15 protein-coding genes are annotated in these 15,775 nt (G+C 49.6%); 8 read left to right on the top strand and 7 right to left on the bottom strand.

Going from position 1 to position 15,775, the window contains the following annotated elements:
- Nucleotides 1-220: 220 nt before the first annotated feature.
- Nucleotides 221-1,483, bottom strand: coding sequence for a sensor histidine kinase (locus tag A3849_RS08045; RefSeq protein ID WP_074110947.1), 1,263 nt, complete (start codon nt 1,481-1,483; stop codon nt 221-223).
- Nucleotides 1,473-2,159, bottom strand: a complete 687-nt coding sequence (locus tag A3849_RS08040) for a response regulator transcription factor (protein ID WP_074110946.1) — start codon at nt 2,157-2,159, stop codon at nt 1,473-1,475. The genes A3849_RS08045 and A3849_RS08040 overlap by 11 nt, the downstream gene beginning before the upstream one ends.
- A gap of 467 nt (nt 2,160-2,626) precedes the next feature.
- Here A3849_RS08040 and A3849_RS08035 point away from each other — a divergent pair, with 467 nt between their 5' ends.
- Nucleotides 2,627-3,022 (top strand): MerR family transcriptional regulator, encoded by a 396-nt coding sequence (locus A3849_RS08035; protein WP_074110945.1) that lies wholly within the window; start codon nt 2,627-2,629, stop codon nt 3,020-3,022.
- A gap of 15 nt (nt 3,023-3,037) precedes the next feature.
- Here the strand turns inward: A3849_RS08035 and thyX are convergent, their stop codons facing one another.
- A complete protein-coding gene (gene thyX / locus A3849_RS08030) occupies nt 3,038-3,745 on the bottom strand; it encodes an FAD-dependent thymidylate synthase (RefSeq protein WP_074108110.1) in 708 nt (235 codons plus the stop codon).
- A gap of 146 nt (nt 3,746-3,891) precedes the next feature.
- Here thyX and A3849_RS08025 point away from each other — a divergent pair, with 146 nt between their 5' ends.
- Genes A3849_RS08025 through A3849_RS08005 form a run of 5 tightly spaced genes read left to right on the top strand, consistent with a single transcriptional unit; the run spans nt 3,892 to nt 7,092 of the window.
- Nucleotides 3,892-4,410, top strand: coding sequence for an NUDIX domain-containing protein (locus A3849_RS08025; RefSeq protein WP_074110944.1), 519 nt, complete (start codon nt 3,892-3,894; stop codon nt 4,408-4,410).
- A complete protein-coding gene (locus A3849_RS08020) occupies nt 4,407-5,156 on the top strand; it encodes a WecB/TagA/CpsF family glycosyltransferase (protein WP_074110943.1) in 750 nt (249 codons plus the stop codon). Before A3849_RS08025 ends, A3849_RS08020 begins: the two co-directional genes overlap by 4 nt.
- A gap of 13 nt (nt 5,157-5,169) precedes the next feature.
- Nucleotides 5,170-6,018 carry a GNAT family N-acetyltransferase gene (locus A3849_RS08015; RefSeq protein WP_074110942.1) on the top strand — a complete coding sequence of 283 codons (849 nt, stop codon included), beginning with the start codon at nt 5,170-5,172 and terminating at the stop codon, nt 6,016-6,018.
- Between the two features lie 21 nt (nt 6,019-6,039).
- Entirely contained in the window at nt 6,040-6,525 is a 486-nt protein-coding gene (locus A3849_RS08010; RefSeq protein WP_074100221.1) for a GNAT family N-acetyltransferase, read from the top strand.
- Between the two features lie 15 nt (nt 6,526-6,540).
- Nucleotides 6,541-7,092 carry a YoqH family protein gene (locus tag A3849_RS08005; protein ID WP_256700695.1) on the top strand — a complete coding sequence of 184 codons (552 nt, stop codon included), beginning with the start codon at nt 6,541-6,543 and terminating at the stop codon, nt 7,090-7,092.
- A gap of 69 nt (nt 7,093-7,161) precedes the next feature.
- Here the strand turns inward: A3849_RS08005 and A3849_RS08000 are convergent, their stop codons facing one another.
- Nucleotides 7,162-8,382, bottom strand: coding sequence for an MFS transporter (locus A3849_RS08000; protein ID WP_074110941.1), 1,221 nt, complete (start codon nt 8,380-8,382; stop codon nt 7,162-7,164).
- A gap of 194 nt (nt 8,383-8,576) precedes the next feature.
- Here A3849_RS08000 and A3849_RS07995 point away from each other — a divergent pair, with 194 nt between their 5' ends.
- Together A3849_RS07995 and aroB are read left to right on the top strand one after the other, a co-directional pair.
- Nucleotides 8,577-9,164, top strand: coding sequence for a TetR/AcrR family transcriptional regulator (locus A3849_RS07995; RefSeq protein ID WP_074110940.1), 588 nt, complete (start codon nt 8,577-8,579; stop codon nt 9,162-9,164).
- 86 nt (nt 9,165-9,250) lie between these two features.
- Complete coding sequence (gene aroB / locus A3849_RS07990; protein ID WP_074110939.1) at nt 9,251-10,393, top strand: 3-dehydroquinate synthase; 1,143 nt, start codon at nt 9,251-9,253, stop codon at nt 10,391-10,393.
- A gap of 105 nt (nt 10,394-10,498) precedes the next feature.
- On the opposite strand, the gene A3849_RS07985 is transcribed toward aroB, so the two are convergent.
- The 3 genes from A3849_RS07985 to A3849_RS07975 all read right to left on the bottom strand — a co-directional run bounded on the left by A3849_RS07985 (nt 10,499) and on the right by A3849_RS07975 (nt 15,712).
- A complete protein-coding gene (locus A3849_RS07985) occupies nt 10,499-12,178 on the bottom strand; it encodes a type 2 periplasmic-binding domain-containing protein (protein WP_074110938.1) in 1,680 nt (559 codons plus the stop codon).
- A 104-nt stretch (nt 12,179-12,282) separates the two neighbouring features.
- Nucleotides 12,283-13,893, bottom strand: coding sequence for a response regulator (locus A3849_RS07980; RefSeq protein ID WP_074110937.1), 1,611 nt, complete (start codon nt 13,891-13,893; stop codon nt 12,283-12,285).
- The gene (locus A3849_RS07975) at nt 13,874-15,712 is read right to left on the bottom strand and encodes a sensor histidine kinase (RefSeq protein ID WP_074110936.1); all 1,839 of its coding nucleotides are present in this window, start codon (nt 15,710-15,712) and stop codon (nt 13,874-13,876) included. The genes A3849_RS07980 and A3849_RS07975 overlap by 20 nt, the downstream gene beginning before the upstream one ends.
- Nucleotides 15,713-15,775 lie beyond the last annotated feature (63 nt).

Below are 15,775 nucleotides of genomic sequence, written 5' to 3'. Positions count from 1 at the left end.
CCAATAGAATGCTTGTGTGAATGTTTTAAGTATAAGAAGGGATTATTGAAATTTTCTTAAAATATAAGAAAGTATAAGTTTCACCCGATACTTTATCCTTATATTTCTCGCTGAAACAGATACCTGAAAGCGATACGGAGTATCGCTCCTTCGGAAGCATATGCTCCTTTTGAGGACGGCGCAGCCGTTTCTACTTGAAATGACACAGCCGGAGAGCAGGCTACAGCTTCTTGGGGAAAATGAGCTGGAACTCCGTTCCGCTCCCCTCCTGGGAGGTGACATGAATCGTCCCTTTATGGGCAAGCACGATCCATTCGGCGATAGACAGGCCAAGACCTGTTCCGCCTTCGGTGCGGGACCGGCTTTTATCCCCGCGATAGAAGCGTTCGAACACATGTGGAAGATCGTCCGGGCTGATTCCGCAGCCGCTGTCTTTCACAAGGACTCGGACAGAGTGAGGGGAATTGTGGCAGGTCAGCTTGATGAAGCCGTTCGGCGGTGTGAACTTTAGCGCATTATCCAACAAAATAATAAACAACTGCCGCAGGCGGTTGTCGTCACCCTCGATTTCGGCGGGCTGGAACTGGGAATGGATCTGAATGGACCTCATTTCAGCCAAAAGCTCAAACTGCTCGGTGATCTCTTGGAGGAGAAGATGCAGCGGAACCGGGGCTTTGTGAATCTGTAGCTGGTTGGAGTCCGTTCTTGCCAGGGTCAGCAGATCGTCAATCAGCCGGCCCATACGTTTGCTTTCTTTTAGGATCAGCGCAATGTTCTGGCTCTCCTCTTCAATGGTGTGCTGCGGATGACGGAACAACAGCTCGGTACGGGTCAGAATCACGGCAGTTGGCGTGCGCAGTTCATGGGAGGCGTCTGCAACAAACTGCTGCTGCTTGTTCCACGACCGGCGAATCGGCACAAGAGCATGTCCCGCCAGGAAGAAGCCGATGAGTACCGAAAAGAGTACACCCGCAGCGCAGCCTACGACAAGGTCCATGCGGAGGGAGTCCAGCATTTTGTTCTCCTCTTCCAGATTCCTGACCACAACCACATAAGCGACATGAGAGGCTGCGAAAGAGCCAGCCGTCTCTCTAGAGGCATTAGCAAAACCCAAAGTCAGATAATCCCGGTCGTCACCGGTCTTCACAGTCTGTAATGCCCCCCCAGCGGCAGCATCCTTAAATCTCTGGGCCTCTCCATTTGTGAAGTCATGCTTCGGATATTGTATAATCAACTTTCCTTGCCCGTCCCAGAAGAAATAGGAGGTTCTCCGGTCGGCATCCGGTTCGGGATGATCTTCTTGAAGCATTTGGTCGATGGATGCGTTTTTCATAGTTTTGGCTGTATTCAGAATAGCTTCATCTGCTTCGTGGAATAAACGGTAGCGGAGCTGAGTATACAGGGCCAAGCCCGATACAAGCAAAATGAATACAAGGATTGCCGAATTCAGCAGCACCAACTGACGGCGGGTTTTACTGAACATGATCTTCTCCCTTCAGCAGATACCCCACTCCACGGATCGTCTTCAGATAGAGGTCGCCTCCGTAGGGAGCCAGCTTCTTGCGCAAATGATGGACATAGACATCCACGGCAGAGGAGGCCGATTCTGAATCGAAACCCCATATCCGTTCGAAGATTTGCTCTCGAGATAAAATTTGATCCTTATTGCACAGCAAAAATTCCAACAGCTCATACTCTTTAGGTGTAAGCTTCAAGGCTTCCTCGCGGGCAAAGGCGTCTCTCAAAGAGGAGACCAATTGAATCTCTCCGCATGTCATATTGCCCTCCAGATTAACGGTTCCCCGGCGTCGCAACACGGCCCTTGTTCTGGCGAGCAGCAGGGCCGCGGCAAAGGGCTTAGTCACATAATCATCCGCACCGGCATCCAGTCCCTTCACAGAGTCCTCGACACTGTCCTTTGCCGTGAGCATAATGATCGGTGTCGCCACTTGCTTCTCCCGCAGCCGTTTGACGATTTGAAGACCGTTCATTCCCGGCAGCATGATATCAAGTACAATAAGATCGTAGCTCCCGTTCTCCGCTAAGTAGCAGCCTTCATCTCCGTTCGAAGCCCCTGTTGCTTCGAAGGATTCATTTTCATAGATTTCAATGATCGCATCCAGCAATGGAAGTTCGTCTTCAACAATTAATATTTTCATCGGAATCACCTCTGATTTCATTCTGTTTCCATAGTATCAGTTACACATTAATTGTTTATTAAGGAGAGCCAATAGCAGCTTGACCTTGGAGTAAGATAACTTAAGAATCTATCCCCGTGAATCGATGATTCTCTGAACAACAGGGAATTTATGGGGGCGCATTATCCAATTTTTAAAGTGCAGCGTAAGTAGGTGGAAAAAGGAAACCTAATCGCTAACATCCGCTCCTTAAAGAAGGTTAGTGGGAATTAGTATACTTATTTCTAGCCTTTTTACCGCATATTGGGCAATATGGACGGATTAACCCTACTTTTTCCCACTAATGATCGATCTAGGGGAAGATTGCTTGAATTAACTCTACTTTTTCCATTATAGAACTTGTTTGTACGGAGGGTGGACCGCCTAAGCCACTCACTAGTTCAGGTATGCAAGTAGAATAACGTATCTAAAACGGAGGGGGAACAGGCATGGAAGGAATGACACGAGGTGAATTGGCTAAGCGGACCGGCCTAAGCATGGCAACAATCCTCTACTATGAGGACAGTGGCATTCTGCCCGTCCCCGGGAGGTTAGCAAATGGCTACCGGATCTACTCCGAGGATTATCTGGTAAAGATTAAGTTCATTCGGGACGCCAAGTCCCTGGGATATTCGCTTAAAGAAATTCAGGAAGTGCTGCATATGCTCGGTCAGGACATGGATGCTGAGGCCCTTAGAGAGCGGGTCCGGGGCAAAATCATGGAAATCGACGAACGGATTGCAGCGATGCGTTCCATTCAGAAGTTGCTTGCCGGACTGCTTCAGACGCCAAATGAAGAGGTTCACGATTATCTGAAATCCTTCCATCCGGCGGATAAGGAGTAATAAGCTATAAGCCTGTTATTTGGACAGCAGCTCTTCCACCGCTACGGGGAACAATGATTTTACGATATCCAGGATAGCCTTCGCGTAGTCCTGGATTTCCTTTTGGGCATCATGCTCCAGCCGCTGGTTCAAAAAATGGGCAACGGACTGCAGGGAAGCCGTCCAATACCAACGCACGTACAGGCCGTAAGCCGCAAGGAACAGTCTGGCCTGCTCGGCGCATATACCATCGGCTAGAGCGGCTTCGTATTTCTGTATGCCCAGCTGGACGTATTCCATAAGCTCTTGTGTATATTTCTCACCTAGCTCCCAGGCTATCAGGTCACCGCTGCCTTGTTTGGAGTTCTCCGGTGCGCTTCTCCACTGTCCGGCAGATGGAATATAAAAAGCGGGTTCTTCTGTGATATATCTGCGGCTCGATTCATTCCACGCCTCCAGGCTATCTCCGGTGCCCTCATAATGGGCTGAACCTACAACGTATTTCCACCACTGCCTGGCGACCATGAGCGGAGCATATATTTCCAACTGGATTACGGCATGTCTGAAAGGCGAAGTGTGGCCTTCCCGTGCGAGAAACTGAATCAGCCGGATATCTTTTTCCGTCAGTGCTTCAGATTGTTTGGCATAGGATACGCGCGCCGCATTCACAACGGTCAGATCGCTGCCCATATGGTTAACCAATCGGACATAGCCCTTGTCCAGTACGTTAATATGCAAAATCATTACCCCCTAATAATAGTAAGCTCTCTAATTCTTATTCTGGAATGGGAGGGTTATTTCCTGCAAATGGAAGTCCTACACTTATCTATTCCCAACGCGCATGGTATAATTTCCCTTATGGTATATCCTTACTATAGAGGTGAACTTGGATGCAGCTTAGACAAATGGCCGTAGCCTTCTTATTGAATGAGCACAGGGAAGTGTTATTTCTGCAAAAGAAATCTGACAGCGCGTTTCTTCCCGGACAGCTCGTTCCCATCGGGGGACATATGGAGAAGGACGAGATCAGCGAACCGGAGCGGGCCTGCCGGAGAGAGATTCAGGAAGAGACAGGTCTGGCGGAACACGCGCTTGCCGGTCTGGAACTCCGGTACATCGTGCATAGAATCAAGGATGAGAGCGAAATCCGCATACAGTACATTTTTATAGGAGAGGTACAGGCTGGCAGCAGACTGATGGAGAGTGAGGAGGGCCGGCTGATGTGGGTGGATTGCGGCAACGTAATGAACCAGCAGGTTACAGCCTCTACCAAAGAGGTCATGGGGCACTACCTTGAGACAGGAATACATAATCATAAAACTTATATCGGCACTATGCACGGCGTACAGGGACAAGCTGCAATGAGCTGGGCGGTGCTGGAAGATTGGGAAAGCAGGGGGAGTCTATGAACGGAACGGTGAGTATTTTGGGTGTGCCATTCTCCAAGCTGACGCTTAATGAGACGATCCTTCATCTAACTGAACAAATCGGGAGCCGGAACGGCAGGCTATTTCATCTTATTACCGCCAACCCGGAAATCACGCTGGCGAGCCAGACGGACGAGTTGCTGAAGCACATTATCCAGTCGGCGGATATGATTGTACCGGATGGAATCGGCATTGTACTGGCTGCGAAAAGAAAAGGGGAACCCATCCCCGAGAGGGTGACGGGATATGACCTCCTGCTGAAACTCTTGGAACAGGGGGATGAGCGGAGCTGGAGTTTTTATTTTTTGGGTACGGATGAAGAAATAAGCAGGCAAGCGGTGGAAAAGATCACGCACAGCTACCCTGGAGTCAGGATTGCCGGCAGGCATCATGGATTTTTTGACGGAACTGCAGAGCCTGGGATTATTGCCGACATTCAGCAGGCCAAGCCGGACATTCTCGTTCTTGCGATGGGTGCTCCGTACTCGGACAAATGGCTTCATAAACATAAATCGGAGCTTGTCGGAGTGAAGGTGGTTTTTGGCGTAGGGGGTAGTCTGGATGTGATTTCGGGAAAAGTGAAGCCCACACCGCCCGTTTGGAAAAAGCTCAACCTGGAGTGGGCGCACCGCTTGCTCTTTTCTCCCGTTGCCAAAGGGCAAAAATCGCGTTGGCACAGACAATCTGCGCTGCCGAAGTTTGTATACCGGACGATGATCCGGAAATGAAGGAGAAGTAGAGTTGGAGCAAGAGAACAGCAGACCAATATTGCAGCTCGTTTCGCTAATTTCAACGGGAGCAGAGGATTTTGTAAGAGATGCTTTTGCCAAACAGAAGGTAACGGTTGTGTACCATGAAGAGTCCGGGGATAATCAGGGTGTGTTCTGTTTGGCAGAGGCTGATGATTGCGTCATTGCTTATGCTGCTTTTATTCGAACGGACGGGATTGGCTCATTGTTGAAATTGATAGAAGACAGTATTAAGCCCTACATAGCGGAAGAGCGCAGAGAATTGTGCTGTAATGTGTACGGTAGAAATAAAGAAATTATTGAATGTATAAGATCGCTTGGCTTTATCTCGGATATGGAGGGGTATCAGCTTAAGTATGACTTATCCTCTCCAAGCTCATTGGATGAAACTTCTGTATTGTGGGAGCAGGGGTTCACACCGAATATGCTGGAGCCGTTTATTGTTTTATTTGACGGGGCCTATCATCAATTACTTCAAGACAATGGATGGGAGACAGACCAGTACCGAAAGGACCCTGAGCACTTTCTGAGAGCACTTACCCGGTATGAGTCGGCTGAGGGGGTCCGATCCTTTTGGCTGCAGAGTCAATTGGTGGGGGCGTATATTTCGGATGGTCAATATATCCGTGATGTCGTTGTTGCTCCTGAATTTCAGAACCGGGGATTTGGGCGAATCCTCCTGCGGAGCTGTGTTAACCGTATGAACAGTTTGCTGCCCGGGGGACCGATCTATTTGCGGGTGGCAGCAAGCAACCAGGGGGCTAAACGGTTCTATGAAAGAAATCATTTCGTGGAATGCTGCTATTTTGCTGAGCACACCTATCCCCGTCCAGATTGCTAAATGAGGAAGGAGAGATGCCAGATGATTCGATTGTGTGAGAAGAAAGACGAGGAGAGCATGTACCGGATTATCAACGATGCCGCTAAGGCATACCAGGGGGTTATTCCGGAGGACCGGTATCATGAACCGTATATGAGCAGAGCTGAACTCGATCACGAAATGAAGGATGGAGTCGTTTTTTGGGGATTTGAAGATAAGGGAGAACTGTGCGGTGTGATGGGAATTCAGGACAAAGGCGAGGTAGCCTTGATCAGACATGCCTATGTTCGAACAGCCCAGCGCCAAGGCGGCATAGGGACAAGACTGCTAACGCATATCATAGAACGTACAGATAAGCCCATCCTGATCGGTACGTGGGAAGCGGCAGATTGGGCGATTTCCTTTTATACTAAGAATGGTTTCAATCTTGTGCAGCCAGACGAGAAAAGAAATCTGCTGAACCAATACTGGAATATTCCGGAGCGTCAGATTGAAACGTCTGTTGTTCTAAGCAACAAAGGCTGTTAGAGGTAAGGAGATCTTATGCTAGAAGGCCTTAATGTATGGCATACGCGGCATATTCGTGGATGGCGTGGGGAAGAATATCCTTTCGAAAAAGGAGGGAGTACCATCAAAAAACCACTGTTATGGATTTGTGTCCTGCTGCTGGCAGCTATATTCCCAGTGGCCGTACAAGCCGCACCCCCAGAGAGTAAGTATCCTTGCAGTCTCATACTGAGTGCCAAAGAAAATATACCGGTCAACGCCAAAGGTGTAGCTCTGGTTTATCGTGTACTTAGGGATGTCGGAGGTGAGCGGACAAGCTTGAGCATTCACGCCCAATACTTACCGGAGCCAGCCTCCCTAGGAAATTACGACAGGTATGAGGGATTTGCTCAAGTGGCGGGTGAGATCAGCTGGCGATTCCCTTTGCATCCGGCTCCTGCAGGAACGGAGAATCCAACCTGGGCTGGCCGGATTGATGATATCACAGGTCCGCTGGAGCGTGCTTCCGTACAGGTCCGTTTATCCAACTCTACAACGAATACACTGGGTCCCATCGTTCTGGAGAGTGTTATGAGCAAGTGTAATTGATGCTAATATTAGCAGTATCCAAGAAGAAGGGTGTTCCGGATGTGACGGGGCACCCTTTTGTCTTGGAGTTTACGAATGCTGCCTGGAGTCGTTTCGGATTCTGGAGAAGAAGAGGGCAAATACAAGCGCCAGAACACTGACGAGCGAACCCAGCAAGCATACGCCATTCCACCCTGCGTAATCATAGATCAGGGTAGAAGCGATAGAACCGGTGGCGCTGCCCAGAGAATAGAACATCATATAGCCTGCAGTAAGTCTGCTTCGGGCTTCGGGCCGCACCTTGAAGATCAGGCTCTGGTTGGTGACATGTACGGCCTGTACCGCGAGATCCAGGATCATAATGCCTACGACTAAAGCAAAAAGCGAATGCTCTATTAGGCTGATCGGCAGCCAGGATAGCAGCAGGAGAATTAGTGCTGCGACAGTAGTTTGCTGCCCGAAGCCCCGATCTGCAAGCCGGCCAGCCTTGGCTGCAGCTAAGGCTCCGGCTGCCCCGGCCAGACCAAAGGCTCCGATGGCGGTATGCGAAAGTGACAATGGCGGTGCACTGAGGGGCAGCACCAGGGAAGTCCATAATATGCTGAACGCAGTAAAGATCAAGAAAGCGAGAACGGCGCGCACACGTAGTATTCGTTCTTGTACGAACAACAGGAACACGGATTGAATCAGATTCAAATAGGACAACGTTTTCTTGGTGGTCTGAGCAGGAGGAAGCACCTTGTACAATGCCCCAGCCATACCCAGCGTCAATCCGGCAGATACCAGATAAACCGAACGCCAACCCGCCACATCCGTCAACAGACCCGCAAAAGTCCGCGCAAGCAGAATCCCTATCACGATGCCACTGGTAACAAGACCAACAATTTGCCCGCGTTCGGTGGGGGAGGCCAGGCCCGCAGCGAACGCTACGAGTGTCTGTGTGACGACAGCAAGTAATCCTACCACAGCTATACCAATGAAGAGCATCGTTCCGCTCGCGGCCGTCCCGACCAGAACAAGAGCCAATACGGATAAAAGCATCTGACCAATGATCAAGTTGCGCCGATTCAGCAAATCTCCAAGGGGAACTAGCAGCAGTAGTCCTGCTGCGTAGCAGACTTGAGTAAGTGTAATGATAACACCGACTGCGGAATGCCGAATATCGAATGCTGTGGCGATGGCATCCAGTAAAGGCTGGGCGAAATAGATATTAGCGACGGAAAGTCCACTGGCCACTGCAAACAAGAGGGCTGCCTTTCGCGACATTAAAGAAGGTGATTGTGGGGCGGGTTTATCTTTGGATTTCTCCATGGCGAAGATCAAACTCCTTAAGTATATTCTAAATTTATAACATACTGTTTGGTATGTTATAATTCTTGATAAATATAATCATTGAAATTAAACTATGTCAACATCAAAATTGGATTTGAATATGATGATTGACAGTTTATATCCGAAAAATTAAAATGATAACGTACCATTCGATATGAAAAGGAGGGGCAGTTATGGTGCGGCCACGCGAGTTCGATGAAGAGAAGGCATTGCATGCAGCGATGCAGATATTTTGGGAAAAAGGCTATGAAGCGACCTCGTTAAGCGATTTGACCGAAAAAATGGGTATTCAGCGGCCCAGCATATATTCAGCGTTCGGAGACAAGAAGGGTTTATTTGAAGCTGCATTGCGGATGTACACCAAATCTCATGCGGCCAGTGTACGCGCCAGTCTCCAAAAGAAGGCTTTTGTGAAGGAAGCTTTCCGCACTTTTTTTGAAAACTTAGTGGAGGAAGAATATAGAGAAAAAAGCTCAAATAAAGGCTGTTTCTGCATCAATACGATGGTGGAGCTGTCACCGCATGACGCGAAGTTTGAGATATTGACCAGAGAACATCAGATGTATCTTTCCGTGATTTTTCAAGAAACTCTTGAGCGGGGAATGCGGTCAGGGGAGCTTGATGCCGGTATGGATGCCAAAGCGCTTGCCCAGTCGCTGGTCATTTCATTAATAGGGCTTACGGTGATGATGAAATGCCGCCCCGACCGGAATTTTGTGGATCAGGCTGTTCACACGATACTGTTGCTGCTCGAAAAGTAAAGCATGCAGGGAGAAGCAGGAGAATTTTCCACTTCGGGAGAATTTACTCTACATCATGTCCAAGTCTGGGGAAAAGAGGTTGTGCCATGTCCCGAAGCTTTCAGGTTGTACTAAAAAAGGTAGTCGATCATTCCTATGCGATTGAGATTGGTGAGCGGCTGTTTGATTCGCTGATTGAGGATTTACAGCAGGGGCTAGTGCCGAATGTAAGCAAATACGCGATTATTACAGATTCCACGGTGGAACCGCTCTATGGGCGGCCTTTGCTTGAACGGCTGCGTCAAAATGGTTTGGAGGCAGACTTGTTTTCTTTTCCGGCGGGGGAGACCTCGAAAACCCGGGAAACCAAGGCCCTGCTGGAGGATCAGCTGCTGCAACGCGCTTACGGGCGGGACTCCTGCATCATCGCCGTGGGCGGCGGAGCCGTGACTGATCTGGCCGGATTTCTGGCCGGAACCTTTGGGCGGGGTGTACCGAGCCTGAATTATGCAACTACCCTGCTGGCTGCTGCGGATGCGTCGGTCGGCGGCAAAACGGGTGTAAATACGCCGGTGGCCACGAATCTGATCGGTGTGTTTCACCAGCCGCGCAAGGTATACATAGATTTAGCCGCTTGGCGCACCCTTCCGGCCCGTGAGTTCAGAAGCGGCTTGGCCGAAACCATCAAGCATGCCTGCCTGGGGGATGCCGGTTTTTTCAGCGATCTGGAGGAGAATCTGGGCAAGGTCATTTCGGATCGCGGGCAGCTGGTGCTTGATGCCGGAGTTTGTGAGCGGATCGCGCTGGCTAACTGCCGGATCAAATACGAAGTAGTGGAGCAGGACGAGCATGAGAGCAATCTGCGGCAGATTCTGAATCTGGGCCATACGGCCGGCCGGGCACTCGAAGCGGTAAGCGGGTATACGCTGCTGCATGGAGAGGCCGTTGCGGTGGGGCTGGTGATCCAGGCGAAGCTGGGAGTGAAGCGCGGGTATATGACCGAAGAACAGGCAGAGCGCGTGATTGCACTGCTGAAGAAGGCCGGATTACCGACGGACATTCCGGATGAGATCCCGAACAGACAACTGATGGACAAGATGTATACGGATAAAAAAGTGCGCAGCGGCCGCATCCGGTTTGTGTTCCAGGACGGTATCGGGGCGATGAAATGTTTTGCAGACGGCTCGTATTCGGTTCCGGTTGAGGAAGCAGAGGTTATGGAAGTGCTGGAGGAGATGCGTCAATTGTAGGCTTTGAGGCCCAAAGCAAAGGCAGGACCCGGCAGCATTCATGGCTGCCGGGTCCTGCCCGTTTTGATTAGATACTGCTCTACTGAAATTATTCCAGACTTCTAATTATTTAGCAGATACTGATTTGTACCAATCATTAACTTCCTTCGTGATTTGGTCGCCGCCGTTAGCTTTCCAGTTGGTGACGAATTCGTCAAATGCATCAACCGGCAATTTGCCGTAGATGATTTTGTTGAAGGTTTCCATCTCGGACTGGCGTAGCAGATTCCACTTGGAGACCATGGTCGGTGTAGCTGCACCTGTGAAATAGTTCTGCTTACGGATATCTTTCTGTGACATTACGATCTTGGCGGCTGCCCAGTTTTCCGGCTTGCGGAACTCAGCCATTTGTTTCTCATAAGGGGTTACCGGTTTTTCGCCGTCTGCCAGCTTAACGAGTGTTTTCATGTACAGATCAGGAATACGGGCCGGACCGGTCAGGAACGGGAACTCATTGTTGAAGTCCTTAATCTTGTCTTTATCGCTGGTAGGCTGGCCATCAATGATATCCCAATCGTAGCCCTTGGCAAAGCCGTATTCATATGGGCTGCCTGCGGCCGGATTCGCCACGTTATCGAGCAAATAGTTATAGTACAGGAAGATAGCTTCCGGATGCTTGGCATCTTTATTGATCATGATACTGGCATTTACACCGGAATTCTGCCATTTGGTGCCGATCTTGCCATCAGGTCCGGCAGGAATGGGGTAGGCTTTGTACTTAGATCCCGGTACATTCTTGAGCAGATCGGGAGCGGGCCAGTCTGGGACCCATTGGGCTCCCGGCAGAATGCCTGCCGTGCCTTTGGTCCAGCTCTCAGCGGATTTCGCTTCATCCCACAGCGCGGAGTCGGCATGGATATAGCCTTTATCCATCCATTCCTTCAGCTTTGCAAGGGCTTGCTTGGCACCCGGGTTCACAGAACCATATTCCAGATTTCCATTCGCATCCATGTTCCATTGCTCCTCGATGGTTCCATAGGCTCCGAATAGCCAATCCAGCGAGCCCATCCAGGTGTTTGTGTTATTTTTCAGCGAAATGGCCAGTGGATACACTTTATCGGGAGCCAGACCGTCAGGGTTCTGGTTCTTGAATTTGTCCATAATATTGTCTAAGTCGGCAATAGTCTTGGGTGCTTTAAGATTCAGTTTCTCCATCCAGTCCTCACGGAGCCAGAGCAGGGTATCGTCATTGTCGGTATATTCCATGATCGGCATATTGTATTTCTTGCCGTCTCTCATGAAAGGATACCAGAGCTCAGGGTGTGCAGCTGCATGGTCTTTCAGTGTCTTATTGGCGTATTTGTCAAACAGATCATCAATCGCAATGAACTGGCCGGAATCAATCAATTGATTAGTCAGTACCGGATTGGTAGGTACCGATACGAAATCCGGAAGCTTCTCGCCCGAGGAGATCGCTAGCTGAAGCTTTTGCCGGTATTGGTCGTCATTCGCGGGATACCAGGTATCTTTATGCTTGATTCCCAGAGTCTCCAGCATCCAACGGTCATGTACATTATTTTCCTTCGTGTCGCCATGGGCGTACTTCTTCGGCATAAGTACGGAACTGATCTCAATCGGCGGATCGTATTTACCTTTGGCGAAGGCAGCGTCGGCTTCAGAGGTAGTTGCACTATTGGAAGCGGCATTGTCTTTGGGTGCCTTCTCATTGGATGTTCCGTTACAGGCTGTGAGTGTGACGAGAGCTGTGACAGCGAGCAACGAGCCAAATTTTTGGAATGTATTCATTCATCATGTCCCCCTACTGTGTATGATGCTTACATGTGTACTGTACCAACTTTAAGGGGAGGGCATCTATATGAGTTTCTTAGTTTTGATAGGACTCTATCATGCTATTTTTTCCCGTCCCTGTATTCCTGCGGTGTCACTCCAAACTGGCGTTTGAATACTTTGATGAAGTAGGCGGGGTCCATATAACCAATATCCGTGCTGATTTCATACACCTTTTTACCGGTAGTCTTCAGCATATGACAGGCCCGGTCCATACGCAGGCGTGAGATATATTCGCTGATGCCTTCACCTGTTTCGATCTTGTAAATTTTGGATAAGTGGGTGGGGTGCAGATTGACATGGTCTGCCAGGACCCGAAGCGAAACATCTAAGTGCAGATTCTTATCCGTAAACTCCTGGATTTTCTTCACGTAGAGGGAACGGATGTCTTTGATTTCGCTTGAGGTTCCCTCTTTCAGCTTACTAAGCACGCTCACGGACCATACTCTGAGCTTGTTGATGGAAGAGAAGGCTTCCCCGCTCTGAAGCTCTTCAATATCTGTCCCCAGCAGCTTCCCGAGCGTATGTCCATTCCGGTGTGCCAGGTTGGAGAAGGCCGCCGAGATTAAGAACCCGGCCTCCATGCAGTGCTCCCAGGATTCAGGCCATTTCTCATCCAGTTCTGCACATACATCCATCAGCTTGGCCTCGGCGGCTTCCCAATGTCCGGATTCCAGCAGATGAATCAGGGAAGGAGGCGTGTAGAGGGCATCCAGCGGTCCTTGCTCTGCTTGTTCGCCGGGTTCACTGACCCGCATAACGAATTCCCGCTCATCCCCGACAATCTGACGGAAGTAGGCCGAGGCTTGGCGGAACCGGTCATACAACTGTTCAGGGAACTTGAACCATTCTGTGATCACTATAGAAAGCGACCCTTTCAGGAATTGTTTTACCTTGTACTGGAGCTGCACAGACAGCTGCTCCAGAAGGCCTTCTGTCCCCAGATCTGCTGCCCGTTTCTTCAGCTGCAACAGAAAGACCAGATAGCCATGCTCTTCCTTGACGCCCCAGACCTCCATGAATTCGCCAATAATCTCTTCCGCCATATTAATGACTGCATATTCAATGAGCGGCTGTCCGTTATTTTTATACTGTCCGAATTCTTCCTCCAGCCTGACAAGCATCAAGGCGCAGTCCCCTTGGCTGAAGGGGAGACCATAGCTCTTCAGCTTGCGTTCCCATTCGTCGGCTGGCAGCCGCTGCCCCTGCAGAGCACTCAGAAGCAACTGGCCGCGCAGCAGCGGCAGGTTCTCTCTCAGCGTATATTGGGTCCGCTCCAGGGAGCTGACCAGCTCCCACTCTGCATTCAATTGATCAATCGCTGTTTGGACGGCACCCAGTAATTCAGGGTCTGTCGGAGGTTTAAGCAGATAATCCACTGCACTGTGCTGAATGGCAGTTTTGGCGAATTCGAAGTCCGAATGTCCGGTTAAGATGATGCACTTGATTTTCTTGTCCCGTCTCCGGATCCGTTCTATCAGTTCAAGCCCCGTCATTTCAGGCATCTGAATATCGGAGATCACAATATCTATAGGGTTCGTTTCAATGATCTGAAGCGCCTCGGTAGCGGAATATGCCTTGTGTACTTGTTCGATTCCCAGTGTGTGCCAGGGTTTGGTCATGGACAGGTTATCTACCCAATGGGCTTCGTCGTCAACGATGATCATTTGCATGCTGTGTGTCTCCTTGTTGGTTAGTGTACAGGTGATACTCTTCCTGGGCTGGAATTTCCCAGATAATCTCTGTCCGGAAACCGCCTAGCGGTGATTCCCTGAAATGCAGAAAGGATTGATTACCGAACTGGTGAATAAGCCGCTGATTCGTATTCCAAAGGCCGCAGCCCATTTCCTCGCGCAGCGGCTCCCGCATCTTCCGGTTGAGTGCTTCCTGCTGGTCCTCGCTCAGGCCCGGTCCATCGTCGTCAATATACACCCGGCAGAAGCCCTCGGTAGTTTCGCCGGTGATTCTGATTTCACCGGAGCTGTATGACTTTCCAACCCCGTGGATAACGGAGTTCTCCACAATGGGCTGCAGCAGGAGACGCGGAATAGACTGTTTCAGCATCTCTTTGGGGATATCGATATGATAATCGATTCGGCCATTGCGCAGCTTTTGAATATCCAAATAGTTGATCAGCAGTTTGACTTCGTCGTCCAAGGTGGCTGTATCCCGCTCCATCCGGGTAGTATAACGATAGTAAGCGCTTAAGTTATAAGCCATTGATACAACGGCTTCTTCATCCTTCATTTGGGCCATATTGATAATATATCCCAGGCAATTGTAGAGGAAATGCGGATTAATCTGGGCTTGAAGCTGCTTCAGGGTAGCCTCACGAGCCCGGATTTTTTCGTTGAAGACATTTTCAATCAGGTCCTGAATCTGATGAGACATATCATTGAACCGGTGGAAGAGAAACGAAAATTCGTTTTGATCCTCGGAGTGGAGACGTACAGTGTAGTCGCCCCGCTGCACCCGTCTAAGCCCTTTGATGAGCTTCTTGATAGGCTGTTGAACGTTCCGGTACAGCAGAATGGAAGCCGAGATTCCAACAACAAAGAGCAGAAGCATGGATACATAGAACAAATTACGGCTGCCGGATATGGGCCCGAGAATACGGTCAAGCGGTACAACGTCAACCAGATACCAATCCAGATTAGCAGACTTCACCGAGCTGACCAGATAATTTTTATTCTCCAGTTTCACTACATGTTGCGTGCTGTTGTCGGGTGAATGCTGCTCATTCAGATAAGTGATCAAATCACCGGTTAGGCGCTGGTCCGCACTGCGGTTCAGGATCGGCTTATCGCCTTTGTGATAGAAGAACGGGTCACCTTGCCCCCCTGCCTTATACGTATCCAGCATGTTCTGGATATTCTCATAGCTGAAGCTGGCTTCAACCACCAGATCACTTCCCGTAAACGTTCCCTGCGGAGCAATAGAATCGCTATAGAACCAGTAAAAAGCCTTGGTTTTCCCCGGATAGCCGGATTGGCCGTCACTATATGTCCATTTACCGCTCATATTTTGCTTCAAATAGTGTTCATCATAACCTGTAGGTTTGTCGTAATTGGAAATGACATCCTTGTTCTGCTGGGAATATACAGCGTATCTGGAAGGCCAGACATCCGTTAACCCGGACTGGAGCATCATCTTCTCCTGAATGACATATCGGGTCTGCATATGGTCGTAACGGTCTTCCCACATATTCAGGCCATTGAATTTCCTGACATTCGGATCTTTCGAGAATACCAGGCTGAAATCCATCATCTGGTTGATCCGCGAATCGATTTGACTGGATAAAAAAGTGAGCTGTTTGGTATTGGATTCCTGGAGCTCTTTACTGACTACATCGTAAGTGACGTTATTGGAATACGTATACACGATGATGATCGGCACAAACAGCACAATGATCAGACTGTTCATTTTGGCAAACAAACTAAATCTGCTCCACGACTTTTCCTTAGCGAAGTTAATAGCTTTACTTAGACCCATCTTTGTCCCCCCAGACGATGCCCTAATAAATCCCTATGCGAGCCTAACAAAGTAATATAGTCA

It is taken from the genome of Paenibacillus sp. P46E (assembly GCF_001909095.1).
GTDB lineage: Bacteria > Bacillota > Bacilli > Paenibacillales > Paenibacillaceae > Paenibacillus_AQ > Paenibacillus_AQ helianthi.
This window is presented reverse-complemented; position numbering and strand designations above follow the sequence as displayed.

Coding starts and splice junctions, on each gene's coding strand:
- A3849_RS08045 (WP_074110947.1), bottom strand. CDS start 1,483: ATGTTCAGTAAAACCCGCCGTCAGTTGGTGCTGCTGAATTCGGCAATC.
- A3849_RS08040 (WP_074110946.1), bottom strand. CDS start 2,159: ATGAAAATATTAATTGTTGAAGACGAACTTCCATTGCTGGATGCGATC.
- A3849_RS08035 (WP_074110945.1), top strand. CDS start 2,627: ATGGAAGGAATGACACGAGGTGAATTGGCTAAGCGGACCGGCCTAAGC.
- thyX (WP_074108110.1), bottom strand. CDS start 3,745: ATGATTTTGCATATTAACGTACTGGACAAGGGCTATGTCCGATTGGTT.
- A3849_RS08025 (WP_074110944.1), top strand. CDS start 3,892: ATGCAGCTTAGACAAATGGCCGTAGCCTTCTTATTGAATGAGCACAGG.
- A3849_RS08020 (WP_074110943.1), top strand. CDS start 4,407: ATGAACGGAACGGTGAGTATTTTGGGTGTGCCATTCTCCAAGCTGACG.
- A3849_RS08010 (WP_074100221.1), top strand. CDS start 6,040: ATGATTCGATTGTGTGAGAAGAAAGACGAGGAGAGCATGTACCGGATT.
- A3849_RS08005 (WP_256700695.1), top strand. CDS start 6,541: ATGCTAGAAGGCCTTAATGTATGGCATACGCGGCATATTCGTGGATGG.
- A3849_RS08000 (WP_074110941.1), bottom strand. CDS start 8,382: ATGGAGAAATCCAAAGATAAACCCGCCCCACAATCACCTTCTTTAATG.
- A3849_RS07995 (WP_074110940.1), top strand. CDS start 8,577: ATGGTGCGGCCACGCGAGTTCGATGAAGAGAAGGCATTGCATGCAGCG.
- aroB (WP_074110939.1), top strand. CDS start 9,251: ATGTCCCGAAGCTTTCAGGTTGTACTAAAAAAGGTAGTCGATCATTCC.
- A3849_RS07985 (WP_074110938.1), bottom strand. CDS start 12,178: ATGAATACATTCCAAAAATTTGGCTCGTTGCTCGCTGTCACAGCTCTC.
- A3849_RS07980 (WP_074110937.1), bottom strand. CDS start 13,893: ATGCAAATGATCATCGTTGACGACGAAGCCCATTGGGTAGATAACCTG.
- A3849_RS07975 (WP_074110936.1), bottom strand. CDS start 15,712: ATGGGTCTAAGTAAAGCTATTAACTTCGCTAAGGAAAAGTCGTGGAGC.